The organism is Pseudomonas khorasanensis (assembly GCF_014268505.2).
In the GTDB taxonomy this organism is placed as follows: Bacteria; Pseudomonadota; Gammaproteobacteria; order Pseudomonadales; family Pseudomonadaceae; genus Aquipseudomonas; species Aquipseudomonas khorasanensis.
This window is the reverse complement of record NZ_JABWQP020000012.1, coordinates 119670-137919: the sequence shown is the minus strand read 5'-3', so window position 1 is coordinate 137919 and position 18250 is coordinate 119670. Positions and strand designations below refer to the sequence as shown.

General features: G+C 61.3%; 17 protein-coding genes. 12 read left to right on the top strand and 5 right to left on the bottom strand.

The window, feature by feature from the left end:
• Positions 1 to 7 precede the first annotated feature (7 nt).
• Positions 8 to 895, top strand: coding sequence for a 3-hydroxyisobutyrate dehydrogenase (gene mmsB, locus HU727_RS21290; RefSeq protein ID WP_016770578.1), 888 nt, complete (start codon positions 8 to 10; stop codon positions 893 to 895).
• Between the two features lie 178 nt (positions 896 to 1073).
• Here the strand turns inward: mmsB and HU727_RS21285 are convergent, their stop codons facing one another.
• On the bottom strand, positions 1074 to 1424 hold the full coding sequence (locus tag HU727_RS21285; RefSeq protein WP_016770579.1) for a cupin domain-containing protein: 351 nt from the start codon (positions 1422 to 1424) through the stop codon (positions 1074 to 1076).
• 43 nt (positions 1425 to 1467) lie between these two features.
• Positions 1468 to 2406 (bottom strand): LysR substrate-binding domain-containing protein, encoded by a 939-nt coding sequence (locus tag HU727_RS21280; protein ID WP_186533572.1) that lies wholly within the window; start codon positions 2404 to 2406, stop codon positions 1468 to 1470.
• Positions 2407 to 2622: 216 nt separating this feature from the next.
• Here HU727_RS21280 and HU727_RS21275 point away from each other — a divergent pair, with 216 nt between their 5' ends.
• The gene (locus HU727_RS21275) at positions 2623 to 3387 is read left to right on the top strand and encodes a sulfite exporter TauE/SafE family protein (protein WP_186533573.1); all 765 of its coding nucleotides are present in this window, start codon (positions 2623 to 2625) and stop codon (positions 3385 to 3387) included.
• On the opposite strand, the gene HU727_RS21270 is transcribed toward HU727_RS21275, so the two are convergent.
• Positions 3377 to 3691, bottom strand: a complete 315-nt coding sequence (locus HU727_RS21270; RefSeq protein ID WP_186533574.1) for a putative quinol monooxygenase — start codon at positions 3689 to 3691, stop codon at positions 3377 to 3379. The two genes, HU727_RS21275 and HU727_RS21270, sit on opposite strands and share 11 nt — an antisense overlap.
• Positions 3692 to 3873: 182 nt before the next feature.
• Between HU727_RS21270 and mdaB the strand changes: the two genes are divergently transcribed.
• From mdaB to HU727_RS21235, 7 genes are all read left to right on the top strand, one after another.
• Positions 3874 to 4464, top strand: a complete 591-nt coding sequence (gene mdaB, locus HU727_RS21265) for an NADPH:quinone oxidoreductase MdaB (protein ID WP_186533575.1) — start codon at positions 3874 to 3876, stop codon at positions 4462 to 4464.
• Between the two features lie 94 nt (positions 4465 to 4558).
• Positions 4559 to 5470 (top strand): LysR substrate-binding domain-containing protein, encoded by a 912-nt coding sequence (locus tag HU727_RS21260; RefSeq protein ID WP_186533576.1) that lies wholly within the window; start codon positions 4559 to 4561, stop codon positions 5468 to 5470.
• Positions 5471 to 5573: 103 nt separating this feature from the next.
• Positions 5574 to 6467 carry an NAD-dependent epimerase/dehydratase family protein gene (locus HU727_RS21255; protein ID WP_186533577.1) on the top strand — a complete coding sequence of 298 codons (894 nt, stop codon included), beginning with the start codon at positions 5574 to 5576 and terminating at the stop codon, positions 6465 to 6467.
• A 348-nt stretch (positions 6468 to 6815) separates the two neighbouring features.
• A complete protein-coding gene (locus HU727_RS21250) occupies positions 6816 to 8165 on the top strand; it encodes a GntP family permease (RefSeq protein WP_186533578.1) in 1350 nt (449 codons plus the stop codon).
• Positions 8166 to 8181: 16 nt separating this feature from the next.
• Entirely contained in the window at positions 8182 to 9042 is an 861-nt protein-coding gene (locus tag HU727_RS21245) for a MurR/RpiR family transcriptional regulator (protein WP_186533579.1), read from the top strand.
• Position 9043: 1 nt separating this feature from the next.
• Entirely contained in the window at positions 9044 to 10501 is a 1458-nt protein-coding gene (locus HU727_RS21240) for an N-acyl-D-amino-acid deacylase family protein (protein WP_186533580.1), read from the top strand.
• A 197-nt stretch (positions 10502 to 10698) separates the two neighbouring features.
• On the top strand, positions 10699 to 11067 hold the full coding sequence (locus HU727_RS21235) for a glyoxalase superfamily protein (RefSeq protein WP_186533581.1): 369 nt from the start codon (positions 10699 to 10701) through the stop codon (positions 11065 to 11067).
• Between the two features lie 309 nt (positions 11068 to 11376).
• On the opposite strand, the gene HU727_RS21230 is transcribed toward HU727_RS21235, so the two are convergent.
• Positions 11377 to 11742 (bottom strand): DUF6124 family protein, encoded by a 366-nt coding sequence (locus HU727_RS21230; RefSeq protein WP_186533582.1) that lies wholly within the window; start codon positions 11740 to 11742, stop codon positions 11377 to 11379.
• 477 nt (positions 11743 to 12219) lie between these two features.
• On the bottom strand, positions 12220 to 13236 hold the full coding sequence (gene gliR / locus HU727_RS21225) for an AraC family transcriptional regulator GliR (RefSeq protein ID WP_186533583.1): 1017 nt from the start codon (positions 13234 to 13236) through the stop codon (positions 12220 to 12222).
• A gap of 190 nt (positions 13237 to 13426) precedes the next feature.
• Here gliR and HU727_RS21220 point away from each other — a divergent pair, with 190 nt between their 5' ends.
• From HU727_RS21220 to HU727_RS21210, 3 genes are read left to right on the top strand one after another with little or no spacing between them, the layout of a single operon-like run.
• Positions 13427 to 15031, top strand: coding sequence for an FAD-binding oxidoreductase (locus HU727_RS21220; protein WP_186533584.1), 1605 nt, complete (start codon positions 13427 to 13429; stop codon positions 15029 to 15031).
• A complete protein-coding gene (locus HU727_RS21215; protein WP_186533585.1) occupies positions 15028 to 16623 on the top strand; it encodes a glycerol-3-phosphate dehydrogenase/oxidase in 1596 nt (531 codons plus the stop codon). The genes HU727_RS21220 and HU727_RS21215 overlap by 4 nt, the downstream gene beginning before the upstream one ends.
• A complete protein-coding gene (locus HU727_RS21210; RefSeq protein WP_186533586.1) occupies positions 16620 to 18179 on the top strand; it encodes an FGGY-family carbohydrate kinase in 1560 nt (519 codons plus the stop codon). Before HU727_RS21215 ends, HU727_RS21210 begins: the two co-directional genes overlap by 4 nt.
• The last annotated feature ends 71 nt before the right edge of the window (positions 18180 to 18250 follow it).

Below are 18250 nucleotides of genomic sequence, written 5' to 3'. Positions count from 1 at the left end.
ATCGATCATGAAAATCGCATTTATCGGGCTGGGCAACATGGGCGCGCCGATGGCGCGCAACCTGATCAAGGCCGGCCACTCGCTGAATCTGGTGGACTTGAACAAAACCGTGCTGGCGGAGCTGGAACAACTGGGCGGCACCATCCGCGCTTCGGCGCGCGAGGCGGCTGAAGACGCTGAACTGGTGATCACCATGCTGCCGGCCGCTGTGCATGTGCGCAGCGTCTGGCTGGGTGAAGAGGGCGTGCTCGCGGGTATCCGCCAGGGCGTGCCGGCAGTGGATTGCAGCACCATCGATCCGCAGACTGCGCGTGATGTTGCAGCAGCGGCGGCGAAACACGGCGTGGCCATGGCGGATGCGCCTGTGTCCGGTGGCACCGGCGGCGCGACAGCCGGAACACTGACGTTCATGGTCGGCGCCACCCCCGAGCTGTTCGCCACGCTGCAACCGGTGCTGGCGCAGATGGGCCGCAACATCGTGCATTGCGGTGAGGTCGGCACCGGGCAGATCGCCAAGATCTGCAACAACCTGCTGCTGGCGATCTCGATGGTCGGCGTCAGTGAAGCGATGGCGTTGGGCGATGCACTGGGCATCGACACCGGTGTGCTGGCCGGGATCATCAACAGCTCGACCGGACGCTGCTGGAGTTCGGAAATGTACAACCCGTGGCCGGGCATCGTCGAAACGGCGCCGGCCTCGCGCGGATACACCGGCGGGTTTGGCGCTGAACTGATGCTTAAGGATCTGGGGCTGGCGACGGAAGCGGCACGGCAGGCGCACCAGCCGGTGGTCCTCGGTGCGGTGGCGCAGCAGTTGTATCAGGCGATGAGTCAGCGTGGTGACGGCGGGAAAGACTTCTCGGCGATCATCAACAGTTATCGCAAGCCGCAATGAGTGGGTTGCGATGAACAAACTGTGGGAGCGAGCCTGCTCGCGAAGACGGCGTCAGCCTCAGCAATGCAGTGACTGACAGACCGCTTTCGCGAGCAGGCTCGCTCCCACAGGGGATTAGTGGTGTAACAGAAATTATTCGCCGGGAAATCACGTCGGGTGATTTCCCGGCTTTTTTGCGTCAGGCAAACACGAAATACTTGCGCACGGTCTCGACCACTTCCCACGTGCCTTTCATCCCCGGTTCAACCACAAAAATATCCCCGGCGCGAAGATGGATCGGCGCCATGCCGTCCGGTGTGATCACGCAATAGCCTTCCTGGAAATGGCAGTATTCCCACTTCACGTAATCGACACGCCACTTGCCCGGTGTGCAGATCCAGGTGCCCATGATCTTGCTGCCGTCTTCGCTGGTGTAGGCGTTGAGGTTGACGGTGTGTGGGTCGCCTTCGAGCTTTTCCCACTTGCAGGCGTCGAGTACCGGCAGCGGGTGAGTGTCGCGCAGAACGGTGATAGGGGCGGTCGCGGTCATGGGGACTCCGGGCTAGTGAATTTTTGGAATACGAAGTCGCACCCTATAGCGCCCGGTTACCGCTCAGTTGTCTGGGGTCGACATCAATCTGCTCAGAAACGCGCGCATCGATGAGCGCTTGCAGCAACGATTGGGCGTAACCCGGCAGCGCCGCGAAGTTTCTCGCGCACAGCATCAAGGTCCGGCGCGCCCATGGCTCATTCAGCGTCACGCTATTGAATGAGCGTGACGCCGCGCGTTCGACGGCTGCCAGCGGCACGATGGCCAGACCAGCGCCACGGGCGACCATGCGCATCACCCCGTCGAAGCCATCGGCGCGGATACGCACTTGCATCCGTGCACCGTTGTGCAGCGCCTGTTCTTCCAGATAAATGGCCAACGCGCTGTCGGCACTCAGGCCTACGAAATCGTGGCGCAGCGCGTCGCTGAAATTGACCCCGACGGCGTCAGACAACGGGTGGTCGAGTGGCAGAATCAGCACCAATGGGTCGTCGCGAAACGGCTGAGTCTGCAGGCCATTGGTGTCTACAGCGTCGGACACGATCCCCAGATCGGCTGCGCCTTCTCGCAGGGCGTGGGTGATTCGGGCGCTGGGCAACTCCTGCAAATCGATATCGAGGTTGGGGTGCTTGCGCAGAAAATCGGCGAGGACTTCTGGCAGGTATTCGGTGATCGCTGTGGTGTTGCACAGCAACCGAACCTGACCTTTGACGCCCTGGGCGTAATCGGCCAGATCCTGCTGCATCCGCTCGGCCTGTTGCAGAAGAAGGCGCGCATGGCGGGCGAGGGCTTTACCGGCCGGCGTAGCGGTGACGCCACGGCGGTTGCGTTCGAGGAACTCAGTGCCCAACGAGGCTTCCATTGCGCGGATTCTGGCGCTGGCGGCGGCGAGAGACAGGTGGCTGCGGACGGCGCCGGCGGTGATGTTGCCGGTGTCGAGAATGTGCAGGTAGAGGCGGAGGTCGGTGAGGTCGAAGTGCATGGGGGTTGCCTGTGGTTTTGCGGTGGCTGGGCTGGCCCTTTCGCGAGCAGGCTCGCTCCCACAGGGACTCATTTACAGCGCAGATCCCGTGTGGGAGCGAGCCTGCTCGCGAAGAGGCCAGATGCCTCAATGCAGATGTCAGCCTCTTGTAAAGAAAGAGGCTGCCTCAGTATATGGCAGATTTTCCCCCAGCCCGGATCAGTGCACATTACCCCAATGCACACACTAACCGACTTCTACCAAACCCTCGGCCTGACCCTGTCCCTGCTGGTCATCGCCACCTTCCTCCTCGCCGGTACGGTCAAAGGCGTGATTGGCCTCGGCCTGCCCACCGTCGCCATGGGCTTGCTGGGTCTGGCTATGGCGCCGTCGCAGGCAGCGGCGCTGCTGGTCATCCCGGCGACCCTGACCAACCTGTGGCAACTCGCCTTTGGCGGGCACCTGCGAAAGCTGATCAAACGCCTCTGGCCCCTGTTGCTGATGATCTTCATCGGCACCGGCGTCGGCACAATCTGGATCGGCATGGCGGGCGGGGATTGGGTGGTGCGTGGACTGGGCGCAGCGCTGTTGCTGTATGCGTTGAGCGGGCTGTGGCTGCCAACATTGGCTGTCAAACCGCGCCATGAACCGTGGCTGGGCCCGCTGTGCGGTCTGGTCACAGGCATCATCACGTCAGCCACTGGCGTATTCGTGATACCGGCGGTGCCCTATCTGCAAGCGCTGGGACTGAATCGCGATGAGCTGGTGCAGGCGCTCGGCCTGTCCTTCACCGTCTCCACCCTGGCGCTGGCCGCAGGACTGCTCTGGCACGGCGCACTCGGCGGCGGCGAATTGAGCGCCTCGTTGCTGGCGCTGATCCCGGCCATGCTCGGCATGTGGCTCGGCCAATGGCTGCGTCAGCGCATCAGCGCAGTGCTGTTCAAGCGAGTGTTCTTTATCGGACTGGGCGCGCTCGGCGCCCATTTGCTGATCAGCGGTTAGCCGACGCTTCGCTGAGCATGTCGATCGGGCGGATGTCGAAATCCCGCTCCAGATACTCCATGCGCCGGGCGAAAAAATCCTTCATGTGCGGCAACGCCGAGTGCATATCCAGATGCGCCTGGCTCTCCCAGATCTCATAGAAGATAAACAGCGTCGGGTCCGTCTTGTCGCGCAGCATGTGGTACTCGATGCAACCCGGTTCGGCGCGGCTCGGCTCCACATAGGCGCGGAACAGCGCTTCGAACGCGGCGGCTTTTTCCGGGCGGGTTTTGGCGTGCAGGATGAAACCCTGGCGTTCACTCATCACAACTTCCTCCAATTGCAGAAAGCTGCGAATGCTACGGCAACAATGCATTGTCGATTCGTGCGTTTTGGTCAATTGTAATTTGCGCCAATGTGGCTGTTTCCGCGCGAGGAGGATCGTTAACCTGCCGACATTCCATTTTCTGTTTCCATCCAGCCCAATGGGCTGCGGCGAGGTTTTCGATGAAAAAAGTACTGTTGCTCAATGGCGGTAAAAAATTCGCTCACTCAGACGGCCGTTACAACGCCACCCTGCACGAAACTGCGCTGAGCGTGCTCGATCGCGGCGGTCTCGACGTTAAAACCACGTTTATCGACGAGGGCTACGACGTCGCCGAAGAAGTGGCCAAATTCCTGTGGGCCGACGTGATCATTTACCAGATGCCGGGTTGGTGGATGGGCGCGCCGTGGACGGTGAAAAAGTACCTCGACGAGGTCTTCACCGAGGGGCACGGCAGCCTCTATGCGAGCGACGGCCGCACCCGTTCCGATGCCTCGCAGAAGTACGGCAGCGGCGGTCTGATTCAGGGCAAGCAATACATGCTGTCGCTGACCTGGAACGCGCCGCAGCAAGCTTTCGATGACCCGACTGATTTCTTCGAAGCCAAAGGCGTGGACGCGGTGTATTTCCCGTTCCACAAGGCCAACGAATTCCTTGGCATGACCGCGCTGCCGACCTTTCTTTGTGTGGATGTGATGAAACGCCCGAACATCGAAAATGATGTGGCGCGTTATGAGCAGCATCTGACTGAGGTGTTTGGTCTCAAGGCGTGAGGCGATTCAGCTACTATCGAATAGCTTGACCCACTCTGTGGCGAGGGAGCTTGCTCCCTCGCCACAATGATATTTATTCGATAAGAGAATTTGTGTGAAAGCCAGATCCGATGAATTGCAGATTTTCGTCTGCGTGATCGAGTGCGGTTCGATTTCCGCAGCCGCCGAGCAGGTCGGCCAGACGCCGTCGGCCGTCAGTCGCACGTTATCGAAGCTCGAAGCCAAGCTCGACACGACGCTGATCAACCGCACCACGCGGCGCATGGACCTGACCGAGGAGGGCAAGTATTTCTTCGAACAGGCCAAGCTGATTCTCGATCAGATGTACCAACTCGAAGAACGCCTGTCCTCGCGTCAGCAAACGCCGTCCGGGCGTCTGCGAATCAACGCCGCGTCGCCGTTCATGCTTCACGCCGTCGTCCCCTACATCAATGAATTCCGTAGCCTGTACCCGGACATTCAGCTCGAACTCAACAGCAACGATCTGATCATTGACCTGCTCGAACAAAGCACCGACGTCGCCATCCGCATCGGCACCCTCGCCGATTCGACGCTGCACGCGCGCTCGCTGGGTTGCAGCCCGTTATTGATCGTCGCCAGCCCGGCCTATCTGAAAAAACACGGTGCGCCACGGCAGGTTGCTGACCTGGCTGACCACACGCTGCTCGGCTTCACCCAGAACGAAGGCCTCAACCAATGGCCGCTGCGCTACGTGCACGGCGACCGTTGGCCCATCACCCCGGCGATCAGCGCCTCCAGCGGCGAGACCGTACGCCACCTGGTGCTGGAAGGGCAGGGCATCGCCTGCCTCTCGCACTTCATGACCATCGACGACATCCGAGCCGGACGGCTGAAAGTCTTGCTCGGCGAATTCAATAGCGGTTATCGCCAACCGATCAACGCCGTGTACTACCGCAACTCGCAGCTGGCGTTGCGCATTCAGTGCTTCCTCGACTTTATTCAGGGCAAACTCGCGGCCTACGCCACTGCCGATTTCAAGGGCTGATTCATGATCCCTGCGCAAGAGTGAATTGGCCGAGGGCGGGTTTTTCACCGGCACTCATCGGTCGATACTCGCTGCATCATTTACTTACGCAGGGAGTTTCACCATGAACGTATTTGTGACCGGCGCTGCCGGATTTATCGGTGGTTCCATCGCGACGGGCCTGGTTCAGGCCGGGCACAACGTCACGGGTCTGGTGCGCAGCGCCGAGCAGGCTCACGAGCTCAAGGCATTGGGCATGAATACCGTCATCGGCACCCTTGAAGACAGCCAGTTGCTGGCGGATCAGGCGCGTGCCGCCGATGCGGTGATCAACGCTGCCAGCAGCGACCATCGGGGTGCCGTCGAGGCCTTGCTTGGCGCCTTGCGCGGTTCCGGCAAAGTGTTTTTGCACACCAGCGGTTCGAGCATTGTCGGCGATGCCTCTGGCGGTAAAGCCAGCGACGAGATCTTTTACGAAGACAACCTGCCCGAACCGACCGTCGACAAAGCCGATCGCGTGGCCATCGACAACCTCATCCTCGCGGCGGCAAAGGACGGCGTGAATTCAGCAGTGATCTGCAACACGCTGATTTACGGCCACAGCCTGGGCGTCAAGCGCGACAGCGTGCAATTGCCACGGTTGCTGAAACAGGCGCGCAAAAGCGGCGTGGTGCGACATGTCGGTACGGGTCAGAACATCTGGTCCAACGTCCACATCGAAGACGTCGTTGCTCTGTATTTGCTGGCGCTGACCAAGAATGTGCCGGGCACGTTCTACTTCGTCGAAAGCGGTGAAGCCTCGTTCATTGACATGACCACCGCCATGGCCGAAGCGTTGAATTTGGGCAAGCCTCAAGACTGGCCGCTGCCAGATGCAGAAGCTGAATGGGGCTACGAAATGGCCAACTACGGCCTCGGCTCCAACAGCCGCGTACGCGGCAAACACGCCCGCGAACTGCTGGGCTGGACGCCGAAGCGCACGTCGGTGGTTGAATGGATTCGTAACGAAATGGTGTGAGTCCAGTAAGCAGCGAGCGAGGTCATTCGCGAGCAGACTCACTCTCACAGGGAAATGCATTTCAAATGTGGGAGCGAGCCTGCTCGCGAAAACTTTTTATCAGTCGAATAATCATGTTTTGACCCACCGCAATCGCGAGCAGGCTCGCTCCCACATTTTGATTTGTGTTTGCCCGAGAGCCATGAAAATCCCACCCCTCAATTTTCATTAATCACGACAACACATACCCGCCCGCGACACACCTTGTCTCTCCACGAAAATTACTTTCATGCGATTTGAAATCTCGATCTCGAAATGATTTATGAGTTTCACAACCCATTCGAACGTGACCCTTTCGAGGAGTACCGCATGACGCCTTCCTTCGGCTATTGGCTGCTGGTCTATGCCGCCGTCGCCATCATCGCTTTGATCGTGTTGATCGCCCGTTACCGGCTCAACCCGTTCATTGTCATCACGCTGATTTCCATCGGCCTGGCGCTGGTCGCGGGTATGCCGCCGTCCGGTGTGGTCGGGGCCTATGAGGCCGGGGTCGGCAAGACGTTGGGGCATATCGCGCTGGTCGTGGCACTGGGGACGATGCTCGGCAAGATGATGGCCGAGTCTGGTGGCGCCGAGCAGATGGCGCGCACGCTGATCGATAAATTCGGCGAGAAGAACGCGCACTGGGCGATGGTGTGCATCGCGTTTCTGGTGGGGTTGCCGCTGTTCTTCGAGGTCGGTTTCGTGTTGCTGGTGCCGATCGCCTTCACCGTGGCGCGCCGTGTCGGCGTGTCGATTCTGATGGTCGGTCTGCCAATGGTCGCCGGCCTGTCGGTGGTCCATGCGCTGGTGCCGCCGCACCCGGCGGCAATGCTGGCGGTGCAGGCTTATCAGGCTTCGGTCGGGCAGACGTTGCTGTACGCGATTGCGATCGGTATCCCCACGGCAATCGTTGCGGGTCCGCTGTACGCCAGGTTCATCGTGCCGCGCATTCAGTTGCCGGCGGATAACCCGCTCGAAAAACAATTTCTCGACCGCGAACCGCGCGACAAACTTCCCGGTTTTGGCATCACCATGGCGACCATTCTGCTGCCGGTGGTGCTGATGCTGATCGGCGGCTGGGCCAATCTGATTTCCACGCCGGGGGGCGCTTTCAACCAGTTCCTGTTGTTCATCGGCAACTCGGTGATCGCGCTCCTGCTGGCGACTTTGCTGAGCTTCTGGACGCTGGGCATCGCCCAGGGTTTCAACCGTGAATCAATCCTCAAGTCCACCAACGAATGCCTGGCGCCAACCGCCAGCATCACTTTGCTGGTGGGCGCTGGCGGTGGCTTGAACCGGATTCTGGTCGATGCCGGCGTGACCGATCAGATCGTCGGTCTGGCCCATGAATTTCACCTGTCACCGCTGCTGATGGGCTGGCTGTTTGCGGCGTTGATGCGCATCGCCACCGGCTCGGCGACCGTGGCGATGACGACCGCGTCCGGCGTGGTGGCGCCGGTGGCCATTGGTCTGGGCTATCCACACCCGGAATTGTTGGTGCTGGCGACCGGCGCGGGGTCGGTTATTTTTTCCCACGTGAATGACGGCGGCTTCTGGTTGATCAAGGAATACTTCAACATGACTGTCGCGCAGACGTTCAAGACCTGGACCGTGCTTGAGACGCTGATCTCGCTGGTCGCCTTCGGCCTGACCGTCGGCCTTTCTTACCTGCTGTAACCGGAGCCCGCCGCCCATGGACATCCTCTACCAGATCCGCGCCCGCCAGGATTCGTTCAGCGCCGGCGAGGGCCGCATCGCCCGGCTGATGCTCGACGATGTCGGGTTTGCCGCGAGCGCCAGCCTCGAAGACCTGGCGCAACGGGCCGAGGTCAGCACCGCCACGTTGTCGCGGTTTGCCCGCACGGTCGGTTGCCGTGACCTGCGCGATCTGCGCCTGCAACTGGCCCAGGCCAGCGGTGTCGGCAGCCGTTTTCTCGACCCGGCGGGCACGCCTGAACAGTCCGCGTTTTATGGGCAAATCGTTGGCGACATCGAAACCACGTTGCGCCAGCATCTGGCCGGATTCGACGAGTCGCGTTTCGCCGATGCGGTGAAACTGCTCGGTCAGGCGCGGATGGTTCACGCCTTCGGCATGGGCGGTTGCTCGACCTTGTGCAGCGATGAATTACAGGTGCGCCTGGTGCGCCTCGGCTATCCGATTGCGGTGTGTCACGACGCGGTGATGATGCGCGTCACCGCCGCCAGCCTGAACGCCGAACACGTGCTCATCGTCTGCTCGCTGACCGGCATTACGCCGGAGCTGCTGGAAACGGTAGAGCTGGCGCGCAACTACGGCGCGCGCATTCTGGCCATCACTCGCGGCGATTCACCGCTGGCGGAACTGGCCGATGTCGTCCTGCCGCTGCAGGGCGCGGAAACCTCGTTTATCTACAAACCGACGGCGGCGCGCTACGGCATGCTGCTGGCCATCGATGTGCTCGCCACCGAGCTGGCGCTGGCCAGCCCCGAAGACAATCAAGAACGTCTGCGGCGGATCAAACTCGCCCTCGACGAATACCGCGGCGGCGACGATCACCTGCCGCTGGGAGACTGACATGCAGTACGACACCCTGATTCGCAACGCCGTGATCATCGACGGCAGCAACACGCCGGGCTACCGCGCCGACGTAGCCATTCGCAACGGGCGCATCGAGCGCATCGGCGACCTGCCGGACGCCGGCGCCACCGAAGAAATCGACGCCGCCGGCCGTGTGCTGGCGCCGGGTTTCATCGACGTGCACACCCACGACGACACCGTGGTGATCCGCCAGCCCGACATGCTGCCCAAGCTCAGCCAGGGCGTGACCACGGTGATTGTCGGCAACTGCGGCATCAGCGCTTCGCCGGTCAGCCTGAAAGGCAACCCACCGGATCCGATGAACCTGCTCGGCACCGCAGCGGCGTTCGTTTATCCGCGTTTCAGCGACTACCGCGCAGCCGTCGAAGCGGCCAGTACCGCGTTGAACGTTGCCGCGCTGGTCGGTCATACGGCGCTGCGCAGCAACCATCTGGACGACTTGTTCCGCACCGCGACGCCCGATGAAATCGCCGCCATGCGCGAGCAGTTGCGCGACAGCCTCAAGGTCGGCGCGTTGGGTTTATCCACAGGCCTGGCCTACGCCAGCGCGTTGAATGCGTCCACCGATGAGGTCATGCAACTGACCGAAGAACTGACGGCGTTCGGCGCGGTGTACACCACTCACCTGCGCAGCGAATTCGCCCCGGTGCTGGAGGCGATGGATGAAGCGTTTCAGATCGGCAGACACGCGCAAGCGCCCGTGATCATCTCGCACCTCAAATGTGCCGGCGTCGGCAATTGGGGGCGCAGTCCGCAGTTGCTGTCCGCGTTGGAAGAGGCGGCGAAAACCCACCCGGTCGGCTGCGATTGCTATCCCTACGCGGCGAGTTCTTCGACGCTGGACTTGAAGCAAGTCACCAATGCCCATCGCATCACCATCACCTGGTCGACGCCCCATCCGGAAGTCAGCGGCCGCGACCTGATCGACATCGCGGGCGAATGGAAACTCTCGCTGGAGGACGCGGCGAAACGTCTGCAACCGGCGGGCGCGGTGTATTACGGCATGGACGAGGCCGATGTCAGAAGAATCCTCGCCCATCCGTTGTCGATGGTTGGCTCTGACGGACTGCCGGAAGACCCGTTCCCGCATCCGCGCCTGTGGGGCGCTTTCCCACGGGTGCTCGGCCATTTCAGTCGCGACGTCGGGCTGTTTCCGCTGCACACCGCCGTGCACAAGATGACCGGTTTGTCGGCGGCGCGTTTTGGCTTGAAGGAAAGGGGCGAGATTCAAGAAGGGTATTGGGCGGATCTGGTGTTGTTCGATCCCGAAACCGTGCGTGATGTGGCCGATTTCAATGATCCGCAACGGGCCGCGCAGGGGATTGATGGGGTCTGGGTCAACGGCGTGCTGAGTTATCGCACTGGGCAGGCGAATGGGCGCAGGGCTGGGCGGTTTCTTGCGCGCGAAGGTGATTTGCGCGAAGGATTTCATTGACGGTGATGGCGCGAAAAGATCGCAGCCTGCGGCAGCTTCTACAGGAGACCGCATTCCAATGCAGGAGCTGCCGAGGGCTGCGATCTTTTGATCGATGTCTCATAGTGGCACTGTGCAATTAAAGAAAGCCATCCACAAGCCGATTTGCTGACATCCTCCCCGTCTACACTTGGGGTAAATCAGTCAGGGAGCACCCCATGAGCTTCGGCAAGACCACCCCGATCCTGCGGATCTTCGATGAGGCCAAGGCTGTCGAGTTTTACGTCGACTTCCTGGGTTTCAAGATCGACTGGCAGCATCGCTTCGAGGCGAATTTTCCGTTGTATCTGCAGGTGTCGCGTGGCGAATGCGTGTTGCATCTGTCCGAGCATCACGGCGATGCATGCCCGGGCTCGGCGTTGCGCATCGAAACCGATGAGCTGGAAGTGTTTCAGCAGCAGTTGATCGCCAAGAACTACACGTTTTCGCACCCGCAGATTCAGGCGATGCCGTGGGGCAGCCAGGACATGACGATTGCTGATCCGTTTGGAAATCGGTTGGTGTTTACCAATGCGATCAGCCTTTGATCTGGATGCCTGAGATCAAAAGCCCCTCACCCTAGCCCTCTCCCGGAGGGAGAGGGGACCGATTGGGGGATGCTCGGGAGTTGCGCCGACCTGAACTCGTTTCGCTGAATCCATAATCGGGCTGGACGCATTTGAGCCCTCGGTCGATCTGAACCTTTTTTACCGGATCCATAATCGACTCGGTCTTTCAGGTTGACGGACTGCGCAAGACAACCCGGTCGGCGCCCTCTCCCTCTGGGAGAGGGCTGGGGTGAGGGCAAACCCTGACACCCCACAAAAACCAGCCCACCACAAATCCCCCACAAATCCTCAATCAGTCGGCACCAACCGGTCCAGCACCCGATTCACCGCCATCTCCGCCACCATCACAATCTGCGCGATGCCCTGCAAGGTCTTGCGCTGCGAGCCGTTCACCAACCCGGCCTGATCGTTGAGCATCACCGTCGCCGACCCCAGCGTTTCGCAGGCATCGGCCAGCAGCGACTCGTTGTCGGCATTAGGGTTGGCCATGTACAGCGTGTTGGGAGTGTAGGGCGGGGCCATGAATTCAGCGGCCGGCGGGCCGAGGTAATGGTCGAGGGCGCGGTCGGCGGCTTCGTGGAATTTCTTTGATTCGGGGGATTCGTAAGGGGATGCCGGGTCGGTTGTCGGCGGGTTTGGCGTAACTTTGAACATAACCAGATCCTCAATGTAGCTAGCCATCGCTTCCCTACTAAAGGAAGTGGAGGCAGCTGTGCGCAGGTTAGTAGACCGGGGATCTGGGAAACCGGCGCGCCCGAGGGCGCCCTGCGCACAGCCACCATGAAGTTCAGGCAAGACCTGACTCTCTGATGAGCTGTACACCCCAAATACTCCGGGCTACTAAACCCGATCACTGATGGGCAGTGACGCAATCACAGTAGCGCTGAGGTTTGGGGCGCACAAGCCGGCGGATTCTGGCGTAGGCGTAGGCAGCGGCGCAAGGATTTGTGGGTGGTTTCGCGGAATGCCGGTTAGATTTAAACAGCTGCGGCAAAGCTTGTTTAATCTGTGCGGCGAATGACGCTTTCGCGAGCAGGCTCGCTCCCACAGGGGGGGCTGTGGTGAACTTGAGAATGCAGGCAACCGAGAACTACTGTGGGAGCGAGCCTGCTCGCGATGAGGCCATAACCATCACCGCCGATGCCGCTGCCGAAACTCCCCCGGCGGCATCCCGCGCCAGCTCTTGAACGTGCGATGAAACGAGCGCGGTTCGGTGAAGCCCAGATACTGCGCAATGTCCTGAATCGGCAACGTGCTGTTGAGCAAATAGTGCTCCGCCAGCTCCTGGCGCAAGTCATCGAGAATCTGCTGATACGACGTCCCGGCCTGCTGCAATTGCCGCTGTAACGTGCGCACGGACAGGTTGAGCTGTGCGGCCACTTGCTCCTTGCGCGGCAGCCCCTCCTTGAGCAATCCGCGCAGAATGCTTTTCACCTGTTGCCCCAGCGACGCATCCTCAAGCGTTGCCAGCAAACCCATCGCATGCTCTTCCAGCGTGCGCAGCAATTGCGCATCGGCCTGGCGTAGCGGCAGCTGCAAATACGCCATCGGCACAACCAGCGCCGAATACGCTTGATCGAACACCACCGGGCAACCGAAAAACGCCTCGTACTGCGCGAGCATCACCTCACCCGGCCGCGCATGCTCCAGCCACACGCACGCCGGCGACAGCTGCGTGTCGGCGATCCAGCGCGCGTAATGCAGCCACGAACCCAGCACGTTTTCCACCAGGTGCCGGCGAATCCGTGGCCGCTCGTAGCGACAATTCCAGATCAGATGAACGTGATCATCCTGCACTTCGGCGCGGCTGACGCCCATGTCGCCGACCAGTTTTTCGAACGGCATGATCCGGCTCATCGCATCGCCCAGCGTTGCGCAATTCATGGTGATGTAACCGAGCACACTCCAGGAATTGGGCAGGACAAAATTCGCCGCATTGAGCCCGAATAACGGATCGCCCGAGTGCTCGCAAAAATAATCCAGCAAGCGCTCGTGAGCCTCACCGGGCAGACGCAAGGTGTTGTCGTTCAACTGCTGCGCCTGCAAGCCCGCCGCCGCCAACGCAGGCTCGATGGCCATGCCCAACTGCTCGGCGTGACGCAGGTATTTGAGCAGCGGCGGAACGGAGGTGAAGCCGAGCGATGGCATGTTCGCGGTCCTTTGATCGACGGCGCGTGGGCGAGTGAGTGCTCGCAAGCTAAGTGGATTGCACGGCGAAAGTAAATGCCCTGACGTTTGGCGCCATTGGCTACAGCAAGTGGCCGGATGCGACCGTGACAGTTTCCCAGCGCTGACTAGTATGCAAGCTTGATCCGACGCCACAAAAAAGGACACACGCATGCGACGCTGGAACGGCTGGGGCGAGGCAACCACTGTGGTCGAACTGCCGGCCCAGGGCACGACATTTCTCCATGAGCGGTTGGGCGCTGGCCGGGTACTGCCTGATGCCACGCTGGACGCTGCGTTGGCGCAAGTGCCGGCCTCGCGCCTTGCGCCGCACCGCTTGTACAGCGTCGATGCTCATGATCGCTTGCTGCACGCCCGTGGCCAGAGTTTGCCGGACTGGCTGGCGTTGCGCGAAGGTGCGTTGGGCACGTATCCGGATGCGGTGGCGTTTCCCGAAACCGCCGGGCAGATCCGCCAATTGCTGGCGCTCGCCCATGACCAGGATCTTTGCCTGATCCCTTACGGCGGCGGCACGTCGGTGGCCGGGCATATCAATCCGCCGAGTTCTGCGCGGCCGGTGCTGACGATTTCCCTGGCGCGAATGAGTCGCCTGAGCGACCTCGACGAGCATAGCCTACTGGCGACGTTCGGCCCCGGTGCGACCGGGCCGCAAGTGGAAAGTCAGCTGCGGGCGCGCGGTTACACGCTGGGGCATTTTCCGCAATCCTGGGAGCTGTCGACGCTGGGCGGTTGGGTGGCGAGTCGTTCCAGTGGTCAGCAATCGTTGCGCTACGGGCGAATCGAGCAGTTGTTCGCCGGCGGCACTCTGGAAACATTTGCCGGGCCGCTGCAGATTCCGACCTTTCCGGCGTCGGCGGCCGGCCCTGATCTGCGTGAAGTGGTGCTGGGTTGCGAAGGCCGTTTCGGGATCATTTCCGAAGTAAAAGTGCGGGTCAGCGCGTTGCCGACGGACGAACGTTTCTACGGTGTGTTCCTGCCCGACTGGCCGCAGGCGCTGCAAGCGATCCGGCAACTGGCGCAGGCGCGCGTGCCGCTGTCGATGCTGCGTCTGTCGAACGCGGTGGAAACCGAAACGCAACTGGCGCTGGCCGGTCATCCGCAACAGATCGCCTGGCTGGAAAAGTACCTCAGGCTGCGTGGCGCCGGCGACGGCAAATGCCTGCTGACCTTCGGCGTGACCGGCAATCGCCAGCAAAATGCGCTGTCGCTGAAACAGGCGCGCCAGCATCTGAAAAAATTCGGCGGCGTCTTCACCGGTACTCTGCTCGGCAAAAAGTGGGCGCAGAACCGTTTCCGTTTTCCCTATCTGCGCGAAAACCTGTGGAACGCCGGTTACGTGGTCGACACCCTCGAAACGGCCACCGACTGGAGCAACGTCGACCACTTGCTCACACTCATCGAAAACAGCCTGCGCGAGGCCCTGGCTGCCGAGGGCGAACGCGTGCATGTGTTCACTCATTTGTCCCACGTGTACGGCGAAGGTTCGAGCATTTACACCACCTACGTGTTTCGCCCGGCAGCGGATTATCCCGCGACGCTGGCGCGCTGGCAGGCGCTCAAGCACGCCGCCAGCCAGACCATCGTCGACAACCACGGCACCATCAGTCATCAGCACGGCGTCGGCAAGGATCACGCGCCGTATCTGCTGCGCGAAAAAGGTCCGCTGGCGATGCAGACATTGCAGGCGCTGAGCCAACATTTCGATCCGGCCGGGCGCCTTAACCCCGGTACGTTATTGCCAGAGTCAAAGCCATGAACTCGGACTGGAACGCACAATGGCGCGAGCAGATTCTACCGACGCTGGCGGATGAAGCCTGGGACCTGATCGTGATCGGCGGCGGCATCAGCGGCGCCGGCATTGTCCGTGAGGCGGCGCGCCGGGGCTGGCGCTGTCTGCTGCTGGAGCAGCGCGATTTTGCCTGGGGCACCTCCAGCCGATCATCGAAAATGGTCCACGGCGGTTTGCGTTACATCGCCAAGGGCCAGTGGCGCCTGACCCGCGATTCGGTGCGCGAGCGCCAGCGCTTGCTCGATGAAGCGCCGGGGCTGGTCGAGCCGATGAGTTTCATGATGCCGCACTATCGCGGCGGCTTTCCCGGGCCGCGCGTGATGGGTGGGTTGCTGTCGGTCTACGACGCCCTGGCCGGGCGCCGCAGTCATCAATTTCATGACGCGCAGCAGCTACGTTTTCTCGCGCCGGGGGTGAAGGAAAACGGCCTGCTGGGTGGCAGCTGTTTTGTCGATGCGCTGACCGATGATGCTCGCCTGGTGATGCGCGTGTTACGCGAGGCGCGGGCCGACGGCGCGGTGGTGCTCAATGGTGTTCGGGTCAAACATTTGCTGCGTGAAGGCGGGCGAGTGTGCGGGGTTCAGGTAGAGGATTGCGAGGCTGGCGCGACGATGCAGCTTCACGCTGGCGTGCTCGCTGTTGCCACGGGGGCCTGGGCTGAGCGCCTGCGTCCGACTGAGGCGCCACGGCAATTACGACCGTTGCGCGGCAGTCATTTATTGCTGCCGGGCTGGCGTCTGCCGGTGGCCCAGGCCTTTACATTTTTGCATGAGAGCGACCGGCGCCCGGTGTTTGTTTTTCCGTGGGAAGGCGCGACGGTTGTCGGCACCACGGACCTCGATCATCGCAATGATCTGGACGAAAGCGCGCACATTTCCAGCGCAGAACTCGACTATTTGCTCACTGCTTGCCAGCAGCAATTTCCCGGTGCCGAAGTGGGCGTTGATGATGTGCTGTCGACCTGGTCCGGTGTGCGCCCGGTGGTTGGCCGTGCTGCGGGTGCGCATCAGAACAAACCGTCAAACGAAACCCGCGAACATGTGCTCTGGCAGGAGCCCGGTTGCGTGACGCTGGCGGGCGGCAAACTGACCACGTTTCGCCCGCAGGCGATCGAAGTGCTCAAGGCCTGCGCGGCAATGCTCGGCCATTCCTTTGTCGATGACGGCGCGCCCGTCTTCGCCGCCGTGCCGCCGCTGATGATTCCCGGGCTGAGCATGAGTCAATGGCGACGGCTCGCCGGGCGGCATGGTCGAGACTTAACCAGGCTGGCGCAATTGCTGGCTGAACTGGGTCATGAAACGGTTGGCGCCACGGACACTTTGTGGGCGGAATTGGCGTTTGCCTGCGAGGCGGAAATGGTCGTGCATCTGGATGACTTGCTGCTGCGTCGAACGCGTCTGGGCCTGTTGCTGCCGCGCGGTGGCGAGCATTATTTGCCAGCAATCCGCGCGCTCTGTCAGCCGCGATTGGGCTGGGACGACGAGCGTTGGCAGGAGGAAGTCCAGCGCTATCGTTTGTTGTGGCAGCGCGATCACGGTTTGCCGGAGGCCACCTCATGACGGCAAAGAATTACCTGCTGGCCATCGACAACGGCACTCAGAGCGTGCGCGCGCTGCTATTTGATCTGCAGGGCAATCTGCTCGGCAAAGGCAAAGTCGATCTGCAGGCGTATTACTCGACGCAACCCGGTTGGGCCGAGCAGGATCCGGATTATTACTGGGCGAAACTTGGCGAGGCGTGCGAGCAGCTCTGGCAGCAGACCGGCATCGACCGTTCACAGATTGCCGGCGTGTCCCTGACCACGCAGCGCGGCACCGTGATCAACGTCGATGCCGAGGGCAAACCGCTGCGCCCGGCGATTCTGTGGCTCGATCAACGTCACACTGAAGCCCGGGGTCGTATCAAGGGGCCGTGGGGCTGGCTGTTCAAACTGGTCGGCGCCCAGGCGACGGTGGATCATTTTCGCGCCCAGGCCGAGGCCAATTGGATTGCCCGCCACCAGCCTGAAGTGTGGGCCGCGACCGACAAATTTTTGCTGCTCTCGGGTTTTCTCACTTACCGCTTGTGCGGGCGCTTTGTCGATTCCGTCGGCTGTTGCGTCGGCTATCTGCCATTCGACTTCAAACGGCTGAAATGGGCCGCACCGAGTGACTGGAAATGGCAGGCGCTGGCGGTGCGCCCCGAGCAACTGCCGAGCCTGCGCAAACCCGGCGAAACCCTTGGCTACATCAGCGCCGAGGCTGCCCGTCACACGGGGATTCCCGAAGGGCTGCCGCTGATCGCGGCGGGCGCGGACAAGGCCTGCGAAGTGATCGGTTCCGGCGTGGTCGACGCGAGTACCGTGTGCCTGTCCTACGGCACCACCGCGACCATCACCAGCACTCGCTCACGCTATCTGGAAATCGTCCCGCTGATTCCGCCATACCCCTCGGCGGTGCCGGATCAGTACAACTGCGAAGTGATGATCTATCGCGGTTACTGGATGGTCAGTTGGTTCAAGAACGAGTTCGGCCTGCGCGAGATGCAACAGGCCAAAGCGCAAGGCATCGAACCGGAGCAACTGTTCGACGCGCTGGTCGACGCCGTTCCGCCGGGCTCGATGGGTTTGATGCTGCAGCCGTACTGGTCGCCAGGCATTCGCGAACCGGGCGTCGAAGCGAAAGGCGCAATGATCGGCTTCGGCGACGTGCACACCCGCGCGCATATTTATCGGGCGATTCTGGAGGGGCTGGCGTACGCGTTGCGCCAGGGCATGGAAAAAATCGAGAGCCGTTCGAAGGTTTCGATCAAGCGACTTCGCGTCGCCGGCGGCGGCTCACAAAGCGATGCCGCGATGCAACTGACCGCCAACATTTTTGGCCTGCCGGCAGAGCGTCCGCATGTTTATGAAGCATCTGGTCTGGGGGCAGCGATTTGTTGTGCGGTGGGGTTGGGACTGCACAAGGATTTCCCCACAGCCATTGCGGCGATGACCCGGGTTGGCGCGGTGTTCACTCCTCAGCCTGAAGCACAGGAGATTTATCAGCAGCTATACAAAGAGGTGTACCTGCGGATGTACCGGCAGTTGAAACCGCTTTACCAGAGCATTCATAAAATTACCGGGTATCCGGAATAGCAGACCACCCGATTCCCGTTTAAAGATGCCGCAGGCTGTTTATTCTGCTGCGTCGTGTCTCCACGGCACAG